Source organism: Roseovarius marisflavi, assembly GCF_900142625.1.
GTDB classification, from domain to species: Bacteria; Pseudomonadota; Alphaproteobacteria; order Rhodobacterales; family Rhodobacteraceae; genus Roseovarius; species Roseovarius marisflavi.
In genome coordinates, this window is the sequence record NZ_FRBN01000006.1 from 141,849 (window position 1) to 164,184 (window position 22,336).

17 protein-coding genes are annotated in these 22,336 nt (G+C 62.1%); 4 read left to right on the forward strand and 13 right to left on the reverse strand.

What is annotated here, in order from left to right:
* Positions 1 to 226: 226 nt before the first annotated feature.
* Complete coding sequence (locus BUB78_RS07990; protein ID WP_073196864.1) at positions 227 to 2,734, forward strand: GcvT family protein; 2,508 nt, start codon at positions 227 to 229, stop codon at positions 2,732 to 2,734.
* 149 nt (positions 2,735 to 2,883) lie between these two features.
* Here the strand turns inward: BUB78_RS07990 and BUB78_RS07995 are convergent, their stop codons facing one another.
* From BUB78_RS07995 to BUB78_RS08015, 5 genes are all read right to left on the reverse strand, one after another.
* Positions 2,884 to 3,630, reverse strand: a complete 747-nt coding sequence (locus tag BUB78_RS07995; RefSeq protein WP_073196867.1) for a glycoside hydrolase family 25 protein — start codon at positions 3,628 to 3,630, stop codon at positions 2,884 to 2,886.
* 217 nt (positions 3,631 to 3,847) lie between these two features.
* Positions 3,848 to 4,459, reverse strand: coding sequence for a DUF937 domain-containing protein (locus BUB78_RS08000; protein WP_073196869.1), 612 nt, complete (start codon positions 4,457 to 4,459; stop codon positions 3,848 to 3,850).
* A gap of 102 nt (positions 4,460 to 4,561) precedes the next feature.
* Complete coding sequence (locus BUB78_RS08005; RefSeq protein ID WP_073196870.1) at positions 4,562 to 4,903, reverse strand: carboxymuconolactone decarboxylase family protein; 342 nt, start codon at positions 4,901 to 4,903, stop codon at positions 4,562 to 4,564.
* A gap of 69 nt (positions 4,904 to 4,972) precedes the next feature.
* A complete protein-coding gene (locus tag BUB78_RS08010) occupies positions 4,973 to 5,632 on the reverse strand; it encodes a DUF938 domain-containing protein (protein ID WP_073196872.1) in 660 nt (219 codons plus the stop codon).
* Positions 5,629 to 6,570: an aldo/keto reductase gene (locus BUB78_RS08015; RefSeq protein ID WP_073196874.1), complete on the reverse strand. Its 942-nt coding sequence runs from the start codon at positions 6,568 to 6,570 to the stop codon at positions 5,629 to 5,631. Before BUB78_RS08015 ends, BUB78_RS08010 begins: the two co-directional genes overlap by 4 nt.
* 52 nt (positions 6,571 to 6,622) lie before the next feature.
* On the opposite strand from BUB78_RS08015, the gene BUB78_RS08020 reads away from it, so the two are divergent.
* Positions 6,623 to 7,372 (forward strand): phosphatidylserine decarboxylase, encoded by a 750-nt coding sequence (locus tag BUB78_RS08020; RefSeq protein WP_281248850.1) that lies wholly within the window; start codon positions 6,623 to 6,625, stop codon positions 7,370 to 7,372.
* Entirely contained in the window at positions 7,369 to 8,118 is a 750-nt protein-coding gene (locus BUB78_RS08025; RefSeq protein WP_073196877.1) for a CDP-alcohol phosphatidyltransferase family protein, read from the forward strand. Before BUB78_RS08020 ends, BUB78_RS08025 begins: the two co-directional genes overlap by 4 nt.
* On the opposite strand, the gene BUB78_RS08030 is transcribed toward BUB78_RS08025, so the two are convergent.
* The 8 genes from BUB78_RS08030 to xdhA form a co-directional block, all read right to left on the reverse strand.
* Entirely contained in the window at positions 8,115 to 8,954 is an 840-nt protein-coding gene (locus BUB78_RS08030) for a HalD/BesD family halogenase (RefSeq protein WP_073196879.1), read from the reverse strand. The genes BUB78_RS08025 and BUB78_RS08030 overlap by 4 nt on opposite strands.
* Before the next feature lie 164 nt (positions 8,955 to 9,118).
* Positions 9,119 to 10,192 (reverse strand): BMP family ABC transporter substrate-binding protein, encoded by a 1,074-nt coding sequence (locus tag BUB78_RS08035; RefSeq protein WP_073196881.1) that lies wholly within the window; start codon positions 10,190 to 10,192, stop codon positions 9,119 to 9,121.
* A 38-nt stretch (positions 10,193 to 10,230) separates the two neighbouring features.
* Positions 10,231 to 11,151: an ABC transporter permease gene (locus BUB78_RS08040; RefSeq protein WP_073196883.1), complete on the reverse strand. Its 921-nt coding sequence runs from the start codon at positions 11,149 to 11,151 to the stop codon at positions 10,231 to 10,233.
* Positions 11,151 to 12,233, reverse strand: a complete 1,083-nt coding sequence (locus BUB78_RS08045; RefSeq protein WP_073196885.1) for an ABC transporter permease — start codon at positions 12,231 to 12,233, stop codon at positions 11,151 to 11,153. The genes BUB78_RS08040 and BUB78_RS08045 overlap by 1 nt, the downstream gene beginning before the upstream one ends.
* Before the next feature lie 48 nt (positions 12,234 to 12,281).
* Positions 12,282 to 13,799 carry an ABC transporter ATP-binding protein gene (locus BUB78_RS08050; protein WP_073196886.1) on the reverse strand — a complete coding sequence of 506 codons (1,518 nt, stop codon included), beginning with the start codon at positions 13,797 to 13,799 and terminating at the stop codon, positions 12,282 to 12,284.
* Between the two features lie 130 nt (positions 13,800 to 13,929).
* The gene (xdhC, locus tag BUB78_RS08055) at positions 13,930 to 14,874 is read right to left on the reverse strand and encodes a xanthine dehydrogenase accessory protein XdhC (RefSeq protein WP_073196888.1); all 945 of its coding nucleotides are present in this window, start codon (positions 14,872 to 14,874) and stop codon (positions 13,930 to 13,932) included.
* Positions 14,864 to 17,209: a xanthine dehydrogenase molybdopterin binding subunit gene (gene xdhB, locus BUB78_RS08060; protein ID WP_073196890.1), complete on the reverse strand. Its 2,346-nt coding sequence runs from the start codon at positions 17,207 to 17,209 to the stop codon at positions 14,864 to 14,866. Before xdhB ends, xdhC begins: the two co-directional genes overlap by 11 nt.
* The gene (gene xdhA / locus BUB78_RS08065; protein ID WP_073196892.1) at positions 17,206 to 18,630 is read right to left on the reverse strand and encodes a xanthine dehydrogenase small subunit; all 1,425 of its coding nucleotides are present in this window, start codon (positions 18,628 to 18,630) and stop codon (positions 17,206 to 17,208) included. Before xdhA ends, xdhB begins: the two co-directional genes overlap by 4 nt.
* 160 nt (positions 18,631 to 18,790) lie before the next feature.
* Here xdhA and dnaE point away from each other — a divergent pair, with 160 nt between their 5' ends.
* Positions 18,791 to 22,291, forward strand: a complete 3,501-nt coding sequence (dnaE, locus tag BUB78_RS08070; RefSeq protein ID WP_073196894.1) for a DNA polymerase III subunit alpha — start codon at positions 18,791 to 18,793, stop codon at positions 22,289 to 22,291.
* Positions 22,292 to 22,336 lie beyond the last annotated feature (45 nt).

Here is a 22,336-nt window from a genome sequence, read left to right on the forward strand (position 1 = left end):
GGGCAAGCAGGATCATGCCGCCAATCTAGCAGAGACTTCTTTGCACGCAATTCATTCAGGTCGAATTTTTCAAAAGGCGAGACGGGAGATTGCGGGCAATGATGCCTCTGACCTCTGATAAATCGGGAAGCGTCGGTTTTGCGCACTCTTGTGTCGGCTGGGCTGTGCGCGGTTGTGCAGGATTGATAAACATCGGGCAACGCATGCACCAAGGGAGTCGCAGCTTATGAAAACCAATGTCAAAGCCCTGGTCGTCGGCGGTGGTGCCGTCGGAACCTCGATTGCCTATCATCTGGCCAAGGCGGGGTGGGACGATGTCATGCTGCTCGAGCGCGACGAGCTGACCAGCGGCTCGACCTGGCATGCCGCCGGTCTTCTGCCGCTGTTCAACATGTCCTATGCGACGACCCATATCCACAAATACTCGGTTGATTTCTACAAGACTCTCGAGGAAGAGACCGGCCTTAACGCCGGTTTTGCCGTGGTCGGCAACCTGCGCATGGCCCAGACCAAAGAGCGGATGGACGAGTATATGCTTTATGCCTCGACCGCCGAAACCTGTGGTGTGCCCTATGAATGGCTGACCCCCGACGAGATCAAGGCGCGCTGGCCGCTGATCAATACCGAAGACCTTGAAGGTGCGATTTACCACAACACCGACGGCTATATTAACCCCGCCGATGTCACGCAAGCGATGGCCAAGGGCGCGCGCCAGCGTGGTGTCATGATCGAGCGCAAATGGCAGGCGGACGCGTTTCACTGGAACGGCACCCATTGGGAGGTGACCTGTACCAAAATGATCGAGAAGGGCGGCAACCTTGTGCCCGGCGACGAACAGATCGTCATCACCGCCGAGCATGTTGTCACCGCCTCTGGCAACCACGCTCAGACCACGGCGAAAAAGCTTGGCATCAAGATCCCCGCGATCCCGGTCGAGCATCAGTTCATCGTGATGGACAAGGACCCGGCATTGGTCGAGTATCGCGCCAATGGTGGCCAGGAGCACCCGGTCGTGCGCGATGCCGATGCGCAATCCTACGTGCGCGAAGAGCGTGGCGGCTGGATTCTGGGTGTCTATGAGAAAAACGCCCCGGCCTGCTTTGAATACGGCGTGCCCGACAGCTTCCGCGCCGACCTCTTTCCGCTCGACCTTGAGCGGATCGAAGAGCAGTACATGGCGATGATCCACCGGGTGCCCTCCTGTGAGGAATCCGGCCTCAAGGACGATTTCAACGGGCCGATCTGTTACACGCCCGACGGCAACCCGCTGGTTGGCCCGGCGCCGGGTCTGCGCAACATGTGGCTGGCCGAGGGCTTTAGCTTCGGTATTACTGCGGCGGGTGGCACCGGCTATTACCTTGCGCAGCTGATGGTCGATGGCGAGGCCGAGATCGACATGGCGTCGCTTGATCCCAAGCGCTATTCGCAGAGCTGGATGACCACCGAGTTTGCCGCGCGCAAGAACGAAGAATGCTATGATCACGTCTATATCCTGCACCACCCGGACGAAGAGCGCCCGGCTTGCCGCCCGCTTCGCACGGTGCCGGCCTATGAGCGTCAAAAGGCACGCGGCGCGCAGTTCGGCTTTGTGAATGGCTGGGAACGTCCGAACTATTTCGGCCCGCTCGATGCGCCCGAGAATTTCGACCACGATGCCCGCAGCTTCCGTCGCGGTGGCTGGTGGCAACATGCGGTGGAAGAGGCCAAAGCGATCCGCGAGGGCGTTGGCCTGATTGATGCCTCGGCCTTTACCAAGCACGTGGTCAAGGGCCCCGGCGCGACGGCGTTCCTCGAATGGTTCACCTGCAACAAGCTGCCGAAAGTGGGCCGCATCAACCTGACCTATGCGCTGACCAGTAATGGCACCACGCGCACCGAATACACCATCGTGCGCAATGGCGAGGACAACTATTACCTCGTCTCGGCTGGTGCCTGGACAGAATATGACGCCGATTTCCTGCGCAAGTCGGCCGAGGATAAAGCGGCTGAATTCGGCTATATCGAAATTCAGGATGTGACCACGCAATGGGGTGTTTTCGCCATTGCGGGCCCGAAATCGCGCGATGTCCTGAAAGAGGTGATCAAGGATGCAGACCCGGATACGGCGCTGTCCAACAAGCGTTTCCCTTGGCTGACCGCGCGCAAGATTGAGCTGGGCATGTGCCCGGTCAACGCGATCCGCGTGGCCTATACCGGCGAGTTGGGCTGGGAATTGCATCATCCGATCGAAATGCAGACCTACCTGTTCGATCTACTCGAAAAGGCTGGCGAAAAGCACGGGATGAAACTGGTCGGCGCACGCGCTCAAAACTGGCTCCGGCAGGAGAAGAGCTATCGCGCCTTTGGCAACGAGCTTGGCCGCGACGCAACCCCGCTCGAGGCCGATCTGCCGCGCTTCGTCGACCTTGAGAAAGAGTTTCACGGCAAGGACAAGCTGGTCGAGACCGGCATTCGCTCGAAGTGCTGCACGCTTTTGATCGACGGGCCGGACGATGCCGATCCCTGGGGCCGCGAAGTGCTCTATACGCCCGAGGGTGTGCGTGTTGGTCGTCTGACATCGGGCGGCTATTCGGTGGCCTTCGGGAAATCCATCGGCATGGGCTATGTCAAACCCGAACACGCCGAGCCTGGCACCAAACTCAAGGTCAAAATGCTTGATCAGCTTTGGGATGCCGAGGTGACCGTCGACAGCCCCTATGACCCCAAGAACGAGACCATCCGCAAGGACGGTTGATCAGACTAAAGATGACAAAGACGGGGCCGGGGATAACCTCCGGCCCCGTTTTCTTCTTGCCCCAAATATCCTCGGGGAGTTTGAGGGGTGAAACCCCTCATGAAAAACAGGAAATGCGCGGCGCAGCCGCTCCGTTTCGAAAAGCGCATTCAGCGGCGGTGCGACTCCAGCCATTTTTGCCAGTCCTCGCCGCTGCCGTTGAAGACATTGACATCCACGCCGCCAGTTACACCGGGCACGGCGCCGGTGCCGGTGTATTGCCAGAATTTCCAATGCTGGCCGGGATAGGCGTGCTCCAGCGACTTCGCGGTAGAGCGCAGCCAAAACTCAACACCCGGCAGCTTGCCCATCTGGTTTTGACGGTAGAATTCCGGCGTGGTATAGATGATCGGGCGCAGGCCGTAGTGCTTTTCAACCATGGTCAGGAAAATCCGGGCCTGGTGGCGAACCTCTTTGGCCGCAGGGCGTTTGATGCAGGTTGGCGAATGGGGGTTCCATTCCATATCGAGCACCGGCGGCAGGGTGCCACGGCGACGCGGGACATTTTGAATGAACCATGCCGCCTGTTCCTTGGCCGGGCGGCAGAAATAATAAAAATGATAGGCACCGCGCGGGATGCCTGCGCGGCGCGCGCCGCTCCAGTGGGCGTCAAACATCGGGTCAAAGAAATCAACGCCCTCGGTGGCCTTGATAAAGGCAAATTCCACGCCCGCGCGCCTGGCCTCGCGCCAGTCGATCCGGTCCTGAAAACGGGCGACGTCAAGCCCGTGCACCGCATAGCTGTCGGGCGTGCGCCCTGTCCAAACCACCGGGGCATGGTCCTCAAACCGATAGCCCGCCTGTCCGGGCAGCGCGAGCGTAAGAAAAAACAGGCTGAGCAAGAACGCGCGGATCATGGGACACTCCGTTTGCGGCAAATCGGCAGGTCCAGCCTAGCGCAAACGGGCCGCGCGGGGCAGCCCGTTTGTCGGGTCACACGCTTTCAGGCGACTGCTTCAGGCAAGTTTCAGCTCAAACCGCGCAAAACACGTAGGGTGGGTGAAACCCACGGCCCTGCGCCTTGTGGGGGCGGTCAGAGCGTGGGTTTCACCCACCCTACAGGCGGCGGCCACGTCAGCGCGTGAATTTGGCCATGACGTCATCCAAGATCGAGCCATCGCCGTCGGCATCCAGCATCGCGGTCAGCATCGACAGATCAGGCCCGCCTTGCGCGCCCGGATGGCCGCCGCCCAAAAGCCCGCTGACCATGCCCATAAGACCACCGCCCTGACCACCACCGGAAAACGCCTGCATCATCCCGTCGATCGAGCTGTCGGGCATCTGTTTTTGCAAGCCGCCCTGCGCCATCGCGGCAAGCGCCGCAAGGAACTGCGCCACGGTGCTTTGATCGACACCGACGCGGCTTGCGGCCTCGCTGGCAAGGCCCTGCGCTTGTTGCTGATCCCCCATCAGGCTTTCGAGAAAGGCCATGCCCTGTTGCTGACCGGCAGGGCTTGCGGCGACACTGGCATCCTCGAACATCTGCGCCTGTTCTTCGCCGCGCAGCGCGCCGAGCACGCTTTCAAGGCCACCACTTTCGGCGCGCTGTTTCGCCGCTGAGCCGATGACTTGGGCAAGCAGTCCGGCAAGCTGACTTGCTTTCGCCTCGTCAAGGACAAGCTGTGCGGCCAGTTGGGCAATGCCCTGACCGCCCTGGGCCTGTTGCAGAAGCTTCATGATCGACATCGGCTGCTCCCTCTCTACTGATACCGAGTGGGCACCAGCCAAACATCAAAGCCACGGTTCACAAAGGGGAATTCCCCCCGTGTCACCGCAGGACGCGGATGATCACGCGGATGTGCTCAACTCGTCATAACAGGCGAGGGCCTTGGCGGCATACATCATCGCCGGGCCGCCGCCCATCTGAATGCACATGCCCATCACATCGCCGATTTCCTCGCGCGTCGCGCCCGCCTTGATCAGCGCCTCGATATGCAGCGCGATGCAGGGCTGGCACTTGGTGGCGACCGCGATGCCGAGGGCGACGAATTCCTTGGTCTTGAAATCCAGCATGCCGCCCTCCTTGACCGCCTTGCCAAGCCCGCCAAAGGCGCGGGCGGTGTCGGGGATCAGGGCGTTGAGGGCGCGTAGATCGCTGCGCGTGTCGCTCAGGGTGTCGGACCAGGTCATGCTGTTGCCTTTTGCCAGGGTGTTCGCCGTGTTCTAGACCTGCGCGTGCGCCGCTGGCCTTGATCCAGATCAGGCGCGCCGCTCGACCACCAGCAGGATGTTATTTGCGGGCATCTCAAGGGTTTCGAACGGATCAAGCCCCGCTGCGGCGAGCCACTCCGTGACCTCGGCGAGGTCCTTATAGCCGATATCGGGGTCCTGTGCGCAGAGGCTCGCGTGAAACCGGGCGTCGCCCTCAGAGGTGGCTTTGCCCTCGCGCAAAAACGGCCCGTAGAGCGCGAAGCGACCCCTTGGCGCGAGCGCGCGGGCTGCTTGCCCAATCACGGTTTGCGCCTCGGGCGCGCTGATCAGGTGCAAGAGGTTGATCAGCACGATCAGATCCTGACCGCCATGGCGCGCGCCCCAACCGGTTTCGGTCGCATCAAGCGCTATCGCGGCACGCAGGTTGGGCAGCGCGGCATCCTGCGCATAGGCGTCGATGCTGGTGCGCCGCGCCGCGTCAATCTCGGTCGGTTGCCAGATCAGACCGGGCATCGCGCGCGCAAAACCGACCACATGCTGACCGGTGCCGCTGGCGATTTCAAGGGCCTTCCCCGAGGGCGGTGCGATGTCCTGCAAGGCCTGCGTGATCGCGGGCGCGTTGCGCTCTGCCGCTGGCGCAGACAGGCGCGCGCCACTCACCGGATGCGCGACCGATGCGGTATCGGGCAGGGGGCGGCGCGCCGTCATCCTCCGGCCTCTTCAAGCCGGTCGGTGGCGGGCGGCGGTGCCGGGCTGAGCGCGCAGAGGCGCGCGTAAAGCGCGTCGTCCATCTCGAATCCGGTCGCGGCCAATGACGGCGCAAGCTGATCTGCCGAGCGCGCCGAGAGGATCGGCATCGGCGCGGCCGGGTGGCGCGCGGCCCATGCGGCGGCCAGCGTGGCCGGGTGCAGGCCCATCTCACCCGCCATCGCCGCCAGATCACGCGCGGCATCGTGCATCCAGCCAAGCCCGTAGCGGGCCGCGTAGCGGTCATTGTCGATCAGGCGTCCGGTGCCGCCACTGGCATATTTTCCGGTCAAAAGCCCGCCAGCGAGGGGCGAATAGGGCGCCACGGCAATGCCTTCGGCGGCGCACATCGGCAAAATCTCAACCTCGGCCTGGCGTTTCACGAGGTTGTACATCGGCTGCAGGATCGAGATTCGCAGATCAAACCTGGCGGCGGTACAGACGGCCTTCATCACCTGCCATGCGGCAAAATTCGACAGGCCGACATGGCTGATCTGGCCGCGTGATTTCAAAAGCGCGAAGGTTTCCAGCGTCTCGTTGAGGTCGGTGGCCTCGTCAAAGACATGCAGATAGAGGATATCGACATGATCGAGCCCAAGCCGACGCCGCGAAATGTCGAACTGCGCCAATAGGTTGTCGCGCCCCGCGCCGCCGGTATAGCCCGCCTTGGTGGCAATGATCAGCCGCTCGCGATGTGGGGGGATGAACTTGCCCAACAGGGTTTCCGATGCGCCGTCATTATAAAGATGGGCGGTGTCGAAATGGGTGATGCCGGCGGCAAGGCTGGCCTCGAACATGGCGCGGCTCTCGGCCTCGTCGGCGAGACCGCCAAATTGCATGGTACCAAAGGCAAAGCGGCTGGCCGGGGTTGCGTCGGGGGATGTGAGCGTATTTGTCATGGCGCGGAGAGTGCCACGGTGCATATGCAAAGGGAAGATGCTACCTTGATGCTTGAAACTCTGGCTCAGGCGGCTTAGGCGAAGGAAACGCCGTCCTATCCCCGCAAGGAGCATGCACGCCATGAAAATGCACGAGACCTTTATCAAGCCGATGCACCCCGAGGGGCGCAAGTTCGTGGCGATCTTTGCCGCGATCACGCTGGTGCTGTTCATGATCTGGAACGTGTTGGGCTGGATCGGTCTTGGGCTTACCGTTTGGTGCTATTATTTCTTTCGCGACCCCGAGCGCGTGACGCCCGAGCGCCCCAATCTGATCATTAGTCCGGCGGATGGCATGGTGTCGCTGGTCGAACCGGCGGTGCCGCCCGCAGAGCTTGGCCTTCCCGATACCCCGCTGACGCGGGTGAGCGTGTTCATGAGCGTGTTCAACTGTCATATCAACCGCGCGCCGGTGGCGGGGCGGGTGCATGCGGTGGCCTATCGGCCTGGCAAGTTTCTCAACGCCTCGCTGGACAAGGCGAGCGCGGATAATGAGCGCAACGGTGTGGTGATCGAGATGGCCGACGGGCGGCTTTTGCCGGTGGTTCAGATCGCCGGCCTCGTGGCGCGCCGGATCGTCTGTTTTGTCGACAAGGGCGCCCCGCTCAAGCGCGGCGAGCGGTTCGGCCTGATCCGCTTTGGCTCGCGGCTTGATGTCTATCTGCCCGAAGGGGTTCAGCCGCAGGTGCGCGTCGGCCAGACCATGATCGCCGGCGAAACCGTGATCGCAGAGCTGGGCGCGCCCAAAGGACCCGCAAAATGACCACGCCCCCCGACGCCCCGCGCAAAGAGGTCACCCTCGCACAGCTTTTGCCGAATATGCTTACGGTGGCGGCGATTTGTGCCGGCATCACCGCCATTCGGCTTGGGGTGCAGGGCGATTTCGTGCGCGCGGTGCAGCTTTTGCTGATCGCGGGGGTTCTTGATGGGCTTGACGGGCGGTTGGCGCGGCTGTTGCGCAGCAGCAGCGCGATGGGCGCCGAGCTTGACTCGCTTGCCGACTTTCTCAACTTCGGCGTCGCGGCGCCGCTGGTGGTCTATTACTGGGGCCTTCAGGATGTCTCCCGTCAGGCGGGGTGGATCGCGGTGCTGTTCTTTGCGGTGTGCTGCGTGATGCGGCTGGCGCGGTTCAACGTCTCGGCCAAATCCGACGAGACCAAGGGCGGATCGGGGGCCTATTTTGAGGGACTGCCCTCGCCTGCGGGCGCGCTTTTGGCAATGCTGCCGATGTTCGTGACCTTTGCGATTCCGGGCATGTCGACACCGCCCGCGACGCTGATCGGGCTTTACATGGCCGGGGTCGGCCTGTTGATGATCTCGCCGGTGCCGGTCTGGTCGTTCAAGAAAACCAAGATTTCGCGCGAGAACGTCAAATTCTTCCTGCTCGGCTTTGCCTGCGCGGCGGCGGCGCTGGTGATTTTTACCTGGACCGCTCTGATCGTGATGTGCCTCGCTTATGTGGGCATGGTGATCTGGGCCGCTTTGGTCTGGTACCCTAACGAGGGTTAATCGAGATAGGCGTCGGCCCTTTGGCCCGCGCGCTCGTGATGGATCGGCAAGGTGCGCCCGTAAAGCTGTTGACAGCGTTCGGGCGTGCCCACCATCCCCGGCTCTTCCACATAGGACAGGATGCCGACATAACGCGGGGTCTTGCCGCGCAGCGGCGCCACCCGGTGCAGCGAATAGCGGCCCCGGAAAATCTGAAGATCACCAGGCTCAAGCACAAGTGTCCTGACCTTGTCAGAGGTGCCATCCAGCACCTTTTCGACCTCGGCAAAATTCTCGTCCCCAACGCGGATATTGGGCGCATATTCAAACGCGCCGCCCTCGTCAGCGTTCTGAATGGCGATGGTGACGGTGAAATTGTTGGTGTCGAAATGCCAGGGAAATCCGTTGCCCTCATCCGCGGCATTGATGATCACATCGGCCAGCGGGTCGGCATAGGGATAAAAATTCTCTTCCTCAAGACAGTCCTGAATGAAGGCGCTCATCGCCGGGTATTCATAAATCGCGCGCAGGGGGCTTGCGGGCGGAAAGTTATCCGCCGGGATAAAGCTGTTGGAGCGCTCGAAAAACCGCCGCCGCGGATCGCTGGCGGGCAGGGTCGGGTCGTCCCTGGTGAAATAGGGGTTGGTGCGATTGAAGGATCGAAAGGCCTTGTCGGCAACGCCATCGGCCTGGGTCTTTAGCGCCTCGATACCCTCGGGGGTGATGAAGCGCTTGAGCACCGCACAGCCATCACGGCCAAGATCGGCGCGGATTCGCGTGAGGATATCGTCGCGCGCGCCCCCCATCTGGTGGATAGGGTAGCGGTCAAGATCAATCAGGGTTTCGGGCGTGTCCATGGCCAATCTCCTCGCGGTGCATTTGCGAAAAGTTTACGGCGCAGGGTGCTTGGGTCTGTTCTGAAACCGACCGGCGATTAATTTGCTCAAACCGCCTTTGGCAGACAAAAGAAAACAGCCGCCAGTTTCCCGGCGGCTGTCGTTTTTGGCCCTCGGTGTGGGGCTTAGTTCGGAATGTCGCCGGTGATGCCTTGGACATAGAAATTCATCCCCAGAAGCGTGCCGTCATCGGCGGTCTCGCCTGTCGCCAGCCAATCGCTGCCGTCCTGCTTTTTCAGCGGGCCGGTAAAAGGGTGATAGCTTCCGTCGGCAAGCGCGGCCTTGAGGGCAAGCGCCTCGGCCTTGACATCCTCGGGCACGGCGTTGCTGATCTCGCCGATGCCGACCATGCCGGCGCCGATGCCATCCCATGTCTGAACGCTTTCCCATGTGCCATCCATCACCGCCTGTGTGCGGGCGATGTAATAGGGGGCCCAGTTGTCGATGATCGAGCTGACGCGCGGCATCGGGGCATATTCCCCCATATCCGAGGCCTGCCCAAAGGTGATGACAGTGCCGGCCTTCTCGGCAGCGGCCTGCGGCGCGGTTGAATCGGTGTGCTGCAGGATCACGTCAGCGCCCTGTTCGATAAGCGCGGTGGCGGCGTCGGCCTCTTTGGCGGGATCAAACCAAGTGTAGGCCCAGATGATCTTGAACTCGACATCGGGGTTGACCTTCTTGGCATGAATATAGGCCGAGTTGATGCCGCGAATGACCTCGGGGATCGGGAAAGAGGCGATATAGCCGACGATATTCGACTTGGTCATCTTGCCCGCGATATGGCCCTGCACGGCGCGCCCCTCGTAAAAGCGGGCCGAATAGGTCGCGAGGTTGGGCGCGGTCTTGAACCCGGTGGCGTGCTCGAATTTCACGTTCGGGAATTTACCTGCCACGGCAAGGGTCGGCTCCATATAGCCAAAAGAGGTGGTAAAGATAAGGTCTGCCCCCTGAAGCGCCATCTGCGTGATCGCGCGTTCGGCATCGGCGCCTTCGGGCACGCTTTCCTGATAGACGGTTTCAACCTTGTCGCCGAAATGTTCCTCGACTGCGAGGCGGCCCTTATCATGCTCATAGGTCCAGCCGCCATCGCCGATCGGGCCGACATAGATAAAGCCGACCTTGGTCTTGTCCTGCGCCATCGCGGTGGTCGCAAGCCCAAGCGCCAAAGCGGCGGTTGCAAGCAGTTTTGTAAGGTTCATATGTGGAGTCTCCCTGTTTTTATGGTTGTGGCAGCGCCTCATTGCGAGGCATGGAAAATGCGGCCCAAAGAGGCCGGCGCGCGCGAGCGATCCGCGGACATGATGACCAGCACGAGGATCGTGATGAGATAGGGCGACATCGACAAGTATTCGACGGGAATTGCAATCCCGGCCGCCTGAAGATTGAGCTGAAGCACCGTTACACCGCCGAAAATCCAGGCACCAAGCAACACCCGCCCGGCCTTCCAGCTTGCGAAAACGACAAGCGCAAGCGCGATCCAACCGGCCCCGGCGGTCATGCCTTCGGTCCATTGCGGCACACGAATGAGGCTGATGTAGGCGCCGCCAAGCCCGGCGCAGGCACCCCCGAACAGGATCGCCAGAACCCGGATGCGCACCACCTTATAGCCAAGCGCATGGGCGGCATCGTGGTTTTCCCCCACCGCCCTCAGGACAAGCCCGAGGCGGGTGTATTTCAGCACCGCCCAGACCGCGACCACAAGGCCAAGGCCGACATAGACCATCACGTCATGTGCAAACAGAACCGGCCCCAGATAGGGGATATCGCTCAACAGCGGGATATCAAGCTTGCCGATGGGCGGCGGTTTGATCCCCACGTACCCCTGCCCCAAAAGCGCGCTCAGTCCCAGCCCGAACAGCGTTAACGCCAGCCCCGAGGCGACCTGATTGGCGAGGGCAAACTGGGTCAGCAGGGCAAATAATAGCGACAAAAGCGCCCCGCCGCCCGCCGCCGCGACAAAGCCCAGAACCGGCGATCCGGTATTCACCGCCACCGCAAAGCCACAGATCGCGCCGATGATCATCATGCCCTCGACCCCGAGGTTGAGAACGCCTGCGCGCTCGACCACCAATTCGCCAAGCGCCGCCAGCAGGATCGGCGTCGCGGCCACCATCAAAGAGGCCAGCAACAGCACCGGGTTTATTGATCCGAACTCCATCACACCACCTCCGGTCTGCTCAGGCGAATGCGGTAATTGGTCAGCACATCCACCGCCAGAAGAAAGAACAACAGCATGCCCTGGAATAGCTGGATCGCGGCGGCAGGCAGGCCAAGGTTGGATTGCGCCAGCTCGCCGCCAATATACGTGAGCGCCATCAACAGCCCCGCAAGCAATATGCCAACCGGGTGCAATCGGCCCAGAAAGGCGACGATGATCGCGGTAAAGCCATATCCGACGTTGAAATCAATGCTCACCTGCCCGGCGGGGCCCGCCACCTCGAACATCCCCGCAAGCCCGGCAAGCGCGCCCGAGGTGCCAAGACAAAACAGCACAAGCCGCGCCGGGTTCACCCCGGCAAACCGCGCCGCGCGCGGCGCCTGACCGGTCAGGCGGATGTGATAGCCAAGGATATGCCGGTTGAGCAGGATATAGGCAAAGATCACCGCGATCATCGCCGCCACCACGCCCCAATGCATGCCCGATCCGGTGATAAGCTCGGCGTTATGCGCGCTTTCATACTGGCGCAGATTGCGCGAGCCGGGAAAGCCCATGCCCTCGGGATTTTTCATCAGCCCAAGCGCCATCGCCGCCAACAGTTTTTCCGCCACATAGACCAGCATCAGCGACACCAGAATTTCATTGGTCCCAAAGCGCAGCTTCAAAATCGCCGGGATCATTGCCCAGATCCACCCGCCAAGCGCCCCCGCCAAAACCATCAGCGGAAAGATCACCCAGCTTTCCATCGGGTAAAACGCAAGGCCGACACCGGCCCCGGTCAGCGCGCCGATGATATATTGCCCCTCGGCGCCGATATTCCAGATGCCTGCGCGAAACCCAAGGCTAAGACCGATGGCGATCAGCACCAGCGGCGCGCCCTTGATCAAAAGCTGCGGGCGATAATAAAACGCGAATTCACCAAACAGCGGTTCCCAGAAAATCGTCGTGATCGCCGCAATCGGGTCTTTGCCCAGAGCCGCAAAAAGCGCGCCACCGGCAATCATCGTGATCACCACCGCCAAAAGCGGGGTCAGATAGGTCCAGAGCTTTGAGGGCTGCGGTCGCTTCTCAAGCCTCAGCATGATGCCCGCCCGCTCTTCTTCTTGGCAAAAATACTCAAATCCGACGGCTCAGACATGCGCCACCTCCATGCCATGCGCGCCACCCATCATCAGGCCGATTTCTTCCACACCCAACCCCTCGGCGGGCTTGATGTCCGACAGGCGCCCCTCGTTGAGCGCACAAAACCGGTCCGAGATTTCCATCAGCTCGTCAAGGTCCTGGCTGATACAGATCACCGCCGCGCCATTCGCCGCCAGATCAAGCAGGGCCTGACGGATCGCGGCCGCGGCTGCGGCATCCACGCCCCATGTCGGTTGATTGACCACCAGAACCTCGGGGCGTTGCAAAACCTCGCGGCCAATCACGAATTTTTGCAGATTCCCCCCCGACAAGGCGCGCGCGGCGGTGCCGGGGCCGGGGGTGCGCACGTCAAAGGCGGTGATGATCTTGCGGGTAAAGGCCTCGGCGGCGCCCCATTTCAAAAACCCGTTCCGCATCAGGTTCTCGCGCGCCGCGGCGGTCAGAACCGTGTTCTCGATCAGGCTCATATCCGGCGCGGCGGCATGGCCAAGCCGCTCTTCCGGCGCGGTCAAAAGCCCGCGCGCGCGCCGCTCTGATGGCCCAGTCCGCCCGATCCCCTCCCCCTTAAGGCGGATCGCCTCGGTCCCGGCAAGCGCCTCGCCCGAGAGCGCGGCAAGCAATTCATCCTGCCCGTTCCCTGCTACTCCACCAATGCCAAGCACCTCGCCTGCCTGCACGGCAAAGCTGATGTTTTTCAGCGCGGTGCCAAATTGGCCGGGGGCTGACATGGACAGGTTGCTCACTTCAATCGCCACCGCCCCAAGATCGCGGCCAACCCGCTTGGGCGCCGCAAAGGCCGAGCCCACCATCATCTCGGCCATGGCCCGCGCCGAGGTGTCGCGCGGGATGCAGGTGCCCACCGTCTTGCCCAATCGCAGGATCGTGGCGTGATCGCAAAGCGCGCGGATTTCCTCAAGCTTGTGCGAGATATAAAGGATCGCCACGCCCTCGGCGGTCAGTTTGCGCAGCGTCGTGAACAGGATATCTACTTCCTGCGGGGTCAGCACGCTGGTCGGCTCGTCCATGATCAAAAGCCTGGGGTCCTGCAACAGACAGCGGATGATCTCGACGCGCTGCCGCTCTCCGGCCGAGAGATCGCCCACCGTGCGGTCAGGATCAAGCGGCAGGCCATAGGTCTCCGAGACATCCCGGATACGGGTGGCGAGGTCGCGCAGGGCGGGGGGGTGTTCCATGCCAAGGGCAACATTCTCGGCCACGCTCATCGCGTCAAACAGCGAGAAATGTTGAAACACCATCGCCACCCCGGCGGCGCGGGCCGCGCGCGGTTCGGCCGGGGCATAGGGCGCGCCATGCAGGGTCATGGTTCCGCTATCGGGGGTGACAAGCCCATAGATCATCTTGACCAGCGTCGATTTCCCGGCGCCGTTTTCGCCCAACAGGGCGTGCACCTCGCCTTCGCGGATCGCAAAAGACACCGCGTCATTGGCGACAACCCCGGGGTAGGCCTTGGTCAGACCTTCGACATTCAGAAGCTCCCCTGTCACGCGGCTCTCTCCCCTGGATGTTCTTGTCTGGGCATTTTCGCCATGATTGGCCCCTCTGCCCCGGTCAAGACTTTGATTATCTGTAGGGAAATCACCCCTGCGTTGGCAAGTCTCTCTGGGCTTTCAAGTTTCATGCGAAGCTGCTTTTGTTCTTTGTGCCTTCATCCGGGGCAGGGTTCAAAATCTCTGCCGCCACGCCAATGGCAATCATCTGCGGATGCTTGCCAAGCTCGGGTTTTCCAATCGGGCAGGTGATGCGCGCGATCTGATCCGGCACGTGCCCAAGCCCCGCAAGCCGCTTGCGGAACCGCGCCCATTTCGTGGCCGATCCGATCAGCCCCGCACTGGCAAAGCCATGGGCCAGCAAGCCGTAGCAAAGCTCAAGATCAAGCGCATGCGAATAGGTCAGGACAAGGTGATCAGCCTCCCTCGGCGCATGCCCGATCAGCCTTGCCGGATCTTGCGCGGGCAGCACCGAAACCCCCTCCGGGATATCCTCGGGAAAGCGGTCCGCGCCGGTATCAACCCAGGTGATATGCAGCCCCGGCACCGGCGCGAGCACCTGCACGAGCGCGCGCCCGACATGGCCCGCGCCCCAGATCCAGAGCGCGCGGGTGGGCCGCGCGACCGGTTCCACCAACCAGCCGCCAATCATCTGGGGCTCTGGCATGATGCCCTGCGCGCGTGCGCGCGTCATCAGGCGTTTGACGGCGAGGGGCATCGCGCAACCGGGCGCACCTGCGCGGGCAATGACGGTCTGATCGGCGAGCGCCTCGACGTCGGCGGCGTCATAGATCTCGCTCAGAACTTCAACCGCCCCGCCACAGCACTGGCCCATCTCGGGTCCAAGCGCATGGCGGCTCAACCGGCGCGGCGCGGTTTGCCTGCGCGCCAGCCGGGCCAGTTCATATTCAAGCTTACCGCCCCCGATGGTGCCCGATTGCCCGCCCTCCCAGACAAGCATCGCCGCGCCAACCTCGCGCGGGGTCGAGCCATGGGTGGCGGCAATCACGACGCGGCTCACACGCCCATGCCGCGCCACTGCGGCGCGCAAGCCGATCAGATCAAACGCCATTCTTTTGCCTCTGGATTGCGGCAAAGACCTGCTCTGCGGTGGCGGGTGCGTCAAGGGCCGGATAGCTCTCACCACAGGCCGCAATCGCATCGCTGAGGGCCAGAAATGCCGAAATTCCAAGCATGAAGGGCGGCTCACCGACCGCCTTCGAGCGATAAATCGTATCCTCGCGGTTTTGCGCATCCCATAGCGCGACGTTGAATATATCGGGCCGGTCGCTACAGGCCGGAATCTTGTAGGTCGAGGGCGCATGGGTACTCAGACGCCCGGCCTTGTCCCAGACCAATTCTTCGGTGGTGAGCCAACCGGCCCCCTGCACATAGCCGCCCTCGACCTGGCCGATATCAAGCGCCGGATTAAGGCTCGCGCCCGCGTCATGCAGGATATCGGCGCGCAGAATGCGGTTCTCACCGCTCAGCCGGTCAATCACCACCTCGGTCACCGCCACGCCATAGGCGAAATAGAAAAACGGCCGCCCCGCGCCCTTGACCCGGTCCCAGGCCAGCTTGGGCGTCTTGTAAAAGCCGGTGCTGCTCAGGCTGATGCGATGCTCATAGGCAAGCTTGGCGGCCGCCTCAAAGCTCAGCGAATGCGCGCCAAGGCGGACCTGACCGCCCTCAAAGATTACCTCGTCGGCGGGGTGTTGATAATACTCGGACAGAAACCATTCCATACGCTCTCGTATGGTATCGCAGGCCGCCTTGACCGCCATCCCGTTCAGATCACTGCCCGAACTGGCGGCGGTGGCCGAAGTATTGGGCACCTTTGCGGTATCCGTTGCGGTGATCCGGATCGCCTCTGTCTCCAGGCCAAATCGGGCCGCGGCCACCTGTGCCACCTTCTGAAACAGGCCTTGCCCCATCTCGGTGCCGCCATGGTTAAGATGAACCGAGCCATCCTGATAGACATGCACCAAGGCCCCGGCCTGATTGAGGTGGGTCAGGGTAAAGGAAATCCCGAACTTCACCGGCGTGAGGGCGATCCCCTTTTTAAGCACCGGGTTGGCGGCATTCCACTTCGCCACCGCTTCGCCCCGCGCGTGATAATCGCTCGAGGCCACAAGCGCCTCGGTCATCTCGTGCAGAATGAAATCCTCGACCTGCTGACCATAGGGTGTGGTCTGATATTTCTTCTTGCCCGAAGTATCCTCGGGGGGGGCCGAAGGCCGGGGGGCAGACAGCCCCCCTCTCTCACTCGCCGCATAGAAATTCCGCTGCCGGATCACAAGCGGGTCTGCCCCAAGGTGATGCGCGATATGATCAAGCACCCGCTCGATGCCCAACATGCCTTGCGGGCCGCCAAAGCCGCGAAAGGCGGTGGCGCTTGCGGTATTGGTGCGCAGGCGGTGCGATTCAATCCGTGCGGCGGGCAGGTGATAGGCATTATCGGCATGTAGCATCGCGCGATCAGCCACCGGAAGCGACAGATCCTGGCTCCAGCCGCAGCGGGTATACTGCACGAACTCGACGCCGCTGATGCGCCCCTCGCCGTCAAACCCGGCGCGATAGGTGATGCGGAAATCATGGCGCTTGCCGGTGATCGCCATGTCGTCATCGCGATCATAGCGCATCTTGCAGGGGCGCCCCAGCATATCCGCCGCAACCGCGCAGGCGATGGCGGGCACGTTGGCCTGACTTTCCTTGCCGCCAAAGGCGCCGCCCATGCGCCGGGTTTCCACCCGCACCGCATGCATCGGGCGCCCAAGGGCGTGGGCGACCTTGTGTTGCACCTCGCTCGGGTGCTGGGTCGAGGCATGCACGACCATATCGCCGTCCTCTTGCGGCAGTGCGAGCGCGGCCTGACCTTCAAGATAGAAATGTTCCTGACCGCCGATTTCGATTTGGCCCTCGACCCGGTGTGCGGCCCCGGCGATGGCGGCGGCGGCATCGCCCTTGGCATGGACGCGCGGGCCTTCTTCAAAGCGGGCATCGGCGGCGAGCGCCTCTTCGATGCTCAGGATCGGGGTTTCTTCGGCATAGCTGATCTCGGCCATGCGCGCGGCGCGCCGCGCCAGAAGGTGCGAGGTGGCGATCACGAGAAAGACCGGCTGGCCGTGAAAATGCACGCTGCCGTCACTCAACAGCGGCTCGTCATGGGCCGAAGGCGAGGTGTCGGCGTCGCGCGCAAGGTCGCTTGCGGCCAGCACCGCGACCACGTCGGGCGCGGCGCGCACCGGGGCAAGATCCATCGCGGTGATGTGCCCACGCGCGATTCGCGCCAGACCAAAGGCCAGGTGCAGCGTGCCCGCAGGCGTCGGGATGTCATCGACATAGCGTGCGCGCCCGGTCACATGCAGGGCGGCGGCGTCATGGGGCAGGGGGGCGCTGACGGTCATGCCGTCACCTCATGCAGGCAAACGCCGGCGCCCCTGTCCTCAAGAAAATAGCGCATCAGCATGTTGCGCGCAGCACTCAGGCGATAGCCACCCGAAGCGCGCATGTCGCTGAGCGGTTGAAAATCCTGCGCCCAGGCGGGAGCGGCGGCTCTGACGGTCGCCTCACCCCAGTCCTGACCGATCAGGGCGGCCTCGACATGGGATGCGTGTTTGGGGGTGCCGGCCATGCCGCCAAAGGCAATGCGGGCGCTGGCGACCTTGCCGCCTTCCACCGTGATGTTGAAACAGCCGCAAACCGCCGAGATATCCTGATCAAACCGCTTGCTGAGCTTGTAACAGCGCAGCCGGTCGGGCGCGCGCGGGATGCTCACCGCCTCGACGAATTCACCGGGCGCGCGATCCTGTTTTCCATACTCTAGAAAGAACGCCTCAAGGGGAATGGCGCGCTGGGTCTCGCCGCGGCGCAGATGCAGCGTCGCGCCAAGCGCGATCAGGGCCGGTGGGTTGTCCCCGATCGGCGAGCCATTGGCGATATTGCCGCCAAGGGTGGCGGCATTGCGCACCTGCTCGGAGCCATAGCGCCGGATCATCGCGGCGTAGGAGGGGTGGTGATCGCGCATGAGATCATGCATCCGGCTCATGGTGACCCCTGCGCCGATGCGGATGTGATCTTTGTTGATGTTGATCTGTTGCAGATCGGTGCAGTCGGCGAGAAAGACCGGCTTGGCGATATCGCGCAGACCCTTGGTGACCCAAAGCCCGATATCGGTTGCGCCCGCTATCAGCGCAGCATCTGGGTTTTGCGCATAATAGCACGCCAATTCATCGGTGGTTTTGGGGCGCAGGGGCGAAGGGGGGCTGTCTGCCCCCCGGCCTTTGGCCCCCCCCGAGGATATTTCCGGCAAGAAGAAATCAGGATCATTGAGCATCTGGCGGTCCTGCATCATCCAACCCGGCACCGGGGCCTTTTCGGCGGCTTTGGCGGCGCGGATGATCGGCGCGTAGCCGGTGCAGCGGCAGAGGTTGCCCGCGAGCGTGCGGTCATGATCGGTCTCGCAATTGAGGTGCGCGGCGGCCATCGAGGCGATGAAGCCCGGCGTGCAAAACCCACATTGCGAGCCGTGATGCTCGATCATCGCGCTTTGGACCGGGTGCAGGGCGCCGTCGGGGCCGCTTATCCCCTCGACGGTGCGCAGAGCGCGGCCGTGCAGCTGCGGCAGAAAGAGAATGCAGGCGTTGAGCGCGCGGGTGCCATTCTTGTCGGTCACCAGAACCGTGCAGGCACCGCAATCGCCCTCGTTGCAGCCTTCCTTGGTGCCGGTCAGCCCGCGTGTTTCGCGCAGCCAGTCAAGCAGGGTTTGGGTGGGCGCTGCGTCTTGCAGGGCCACAGTCTCTCCGTTGAGAAGAAACGTGATGTTCATTGTGAAAACCTGCCGCGTTACCCATGGCTGCCCTGAACGTGTCTGACCTTCGATGCGGCGTAGAAGGCGACGGGCTTGATTGATGTAAGGTCATGAAAGCGGCGAAAATGGGCTTTGGCAAGTCTTTTGTTTACCGCGCGCCAAGGCTAGTGTCACGAGTATGACATCTGATCCCCGATTCATTCATCTGCGCGTTCACACCGAGTATTCCTTGTTGGAAGGCGCTGTGCGGCTCAAGAAACTTGCCGGTCTTTGCGCCGATGCGGGCATGCCCGCCGTTGCGGTGACCGACACCAACAACATGTTTGCGGCACTGGAATTTTCGGTGACCGCCAGCGGGGCGGGCATTCAGCCGATCATGGGCTGTCAGGTCGATCTGGCCTATATCACGGCGGCGCCGGGTGAGCGGGCCAAGCCCCCCGCACCGGTGGTCTTGCTGGCGCAGAATGAGCGCGGCTATGAGAACCTGATGAAGCTCAATTCCTGCCTTTACCTGCGCGGCGACGGGGAATTGCCGCATGTGACGGTCAGTGATCTTGGCGAGCACGGCGAAGGGGTGATTTGCCTGACCGGCGGGCCGGATGGGCCGGTGGGGCGGCTTTTGCGCGGTGCGCAGCGCCCGGCGGCCGAGGCCCTGATGCGCCAGTTCAAGGAAATCTATGGCGACCGGCTTTATGTGGAATTGCAACGCCATCCCGGTGAGGGCGGCGCGCCCGAGGCCGAGCGGTTATCAGAGCGCGGGTTGATTGAAATGGCCTATGCCATGGATATCCCGCTTGTGGCGACCAATGATGTCTATTTCCCCAAATCCGAGATGTACGAGGCGCATGATGCGATGCTTTGCGTGGCCGACGGGGCCTATGTGGATCAGAGCCAGCCGCGCCGCCGCCTGACGCCGCAGCATTATTTCAAAACGCCGCAGGAAATGGTGACGCTGTTCGCCGATCTGCCCGAGGCGTTGGAAAATACCATCGAGATTGCCAAACGCTGTGCCTTTGGCACCTATCGGCGCGATCCGATCCTGCCGAAGTTCGCCGATAACGAGGTGGCAGAGCTGCGCCGTCAGGCGATTGCCGGGCTTGAGGCGCGCCTTGCGGTGATCCCGCATGCGGCGCCGGTAGAGGATTATGAGGCGCGGCTCGAATTCGAGCTTGGCATTATCGAGGGTATGGGCTTTCCGGGGTATTTCCTGATCGTTGCCGATTTCATCAAATGGGCCAAGGATAACGACATTCCGGTGGGGCCGGGGCGTGGCTCGGGCGCAGGCAGCCTTGTGGCCTATGCCCTGACGATCACCGATCTTGATCCGCTGCGCTATAGCCTTCTGTTCGAGCGGTTTTTGAACCCCGAGCGGGTGTCGATGCCCGACTTTGACATCGATTTCTGCATGGATCGCCGCGAAGAGGTGATCCAATACGTGCAGGCGAAATACGGGCGCGACAAGGTGGGGCAAATCATCACCTTTGGGGCGCTTTTGTCCAAGGCGGCGGTGCGCGATATCGGGCGGGTGTTGCAGATGCCCTATGGCCAGGTGGACCGGATTTCCAAGATGATCCCGGTAGAAGGCGTAAAACCCGTCAGCATCGAACAGGCGCTGGCGCAGGAAGAGCGGCTTCGCGACGAGGCCAAGAACGAAGAGGTCGTCGACCGCCTGTTGAAATACGGCATGCAGGTCGAGGGGCTGTTGCGCAATGCCTCGACCCATGCGGCGGGTGTGGTGATCGGCGACCGGCCGTTGGATGCGCTGGTGCCGCTTTACCGCGATCCGCGATCCGATATGCCCGCGACGCAGTTCAACATGAAATGGGTGGAACAGGCCGGCCTCGTCAAGTTCGACTTTCTGGGCCTGAAAACCCTGACCGTCATTCAGAACGCGATTCAGCAGATACACTCGGGCGGGCGCGATCTTCATGTCGCCGCCGATGGCAGCACGCTTTACGAACCCATCGAGGGCGCGGAAAACGATATCGGGCAAATCCCGCTCGACGACGAAAAGACCTATGATCTTTATGCGCGGGCCAAGACGGTTGCGGTGTTCCAGGTTGAAAGCTCGGGGATGATGGATGCCCTCAAGCGGATGAAACCCACCTGCATCGAGGATATCGTGGCGCTTGTGGCGCTCTATCGTCCCGGCCCGATGGAAAATATCCCGACCTATTGCGAGGTCAAGAACGGGCTGCGCGAGATTGAATCGGTTCACCCTCTGATCGACAGCATCCTTGAAGAAACCCAAGGCATCATCGTTTACCAGGAACAGGTGATGCAGATCGCCCAGGTCATGGCCGGCTATAGCCTTGGCGGCGCCGACCTGTTGCGTCGCGCGATGGGTAAGAAGATCAAAGAGGCGATGGATGCCGAACGGCCCAAATTCGAAAAGGGCGCCGGTGAAAATGGGGTCGAGAAAAAGAAGGCGAGCGAGGTTTTCGACCTTCTGGAGAAATTCGCCAACTACGGTTTCAACAAATCACACGCCGCCGCCTATGCCGTGGTCAGCTATCAGACTGCCTGGCTCAAGGCCAATCACCCGGTCGAATTCATGGCCGGGGTGATGAATTGCGATATTCATCTGACTGACAAGTTGGCGGTCTATTTTGAAGAGGTCAAAAAGGGCCTGCGGCTTGACTGGGTGCCGCCCTGTGTCAACCGCTCCGAGGCGACCTTTGTGGTGCGCGAGGGCGCGTTGCATTATGCGCTGGGCGGGCTCAAGAATGTCGGCGTCGAGGCGATGAAATTGATCGTGCAGGGGCGCGAGGACAAACCCTTTGCCACGCTGTACGATTTTGCCCGCCGGGTTGATCTCAAGCGGATCGGCAAGCGCCCGCTTGAAATGCTGGCGCGGGCGGGGGCGTTTGATGCGCTTGATCGCAACCGCCGCCGGGTGTTCGATAGCCTTGAGGGCTTGATGAATTACTCCGCCGCGATCCATGATCAGAAAAACTCCAATCAGGTGTCGCTGTTTGGCGAGGCGGGTGATGATCTGCCCGAACCAAGGATGAGCCCGCTTGAAGATTGGCTGCCCGCAGAGCGCTTGACCGAAGAGTTCAAGGCGGTCGGCTTTTACCTCTCGGGGCACCCGCTTGACGACTATATGACCGTGCTCAAGCGCAAGGATGTCAAAACCCTCGACGAGGTGATGGCGCGCGCCCAAGGCGGGCCGTTTCTTGCCAAGATGGCGGGTGTCGTGGCCGGGCGGCAGGAACGCAAATCGGCGCGCGGCAACCGCTTTGCCTTTGCGCAGCTGTCGGATACCACCGGCGGCTACGAGGTGACGCTGTTTTCAGAAGCGCTTGAAAAATCGCGCGAATTTCTGGAAACTGGCGCGCAGGTGGTGATCACCGCCGAGGCGACGCTGGAATCCGACCAACTCAAGCTTTTGTGCCGCAGCGTTCAGCCGATTGACGGGATGGTCGCCGATGCGGGCGCCGTCGGGTTGCGGATTTTCATTGATCAGCCGGGGGTGATCGCCTCGGTCGCCTCGGTGCTTGATAGCTCCGCGCGCACCGTCAAGGCCGGCGGGCGCGGCCCGATCCATTTCTGCCTGATGGGACAGGGATTGCCCGGAGAGGTCGAGGTGGATAGCGGTCAGGAATACCCGGTCACCCCGCAAATCAAGGGCGCGATCAAGAGCCTGAGCGGCGTTGTCACGGTCGAGGAAATCTGAGGTCGCGGCGATTCCGGCCCGGCCATAAAGGGCCGATTGTGGGGT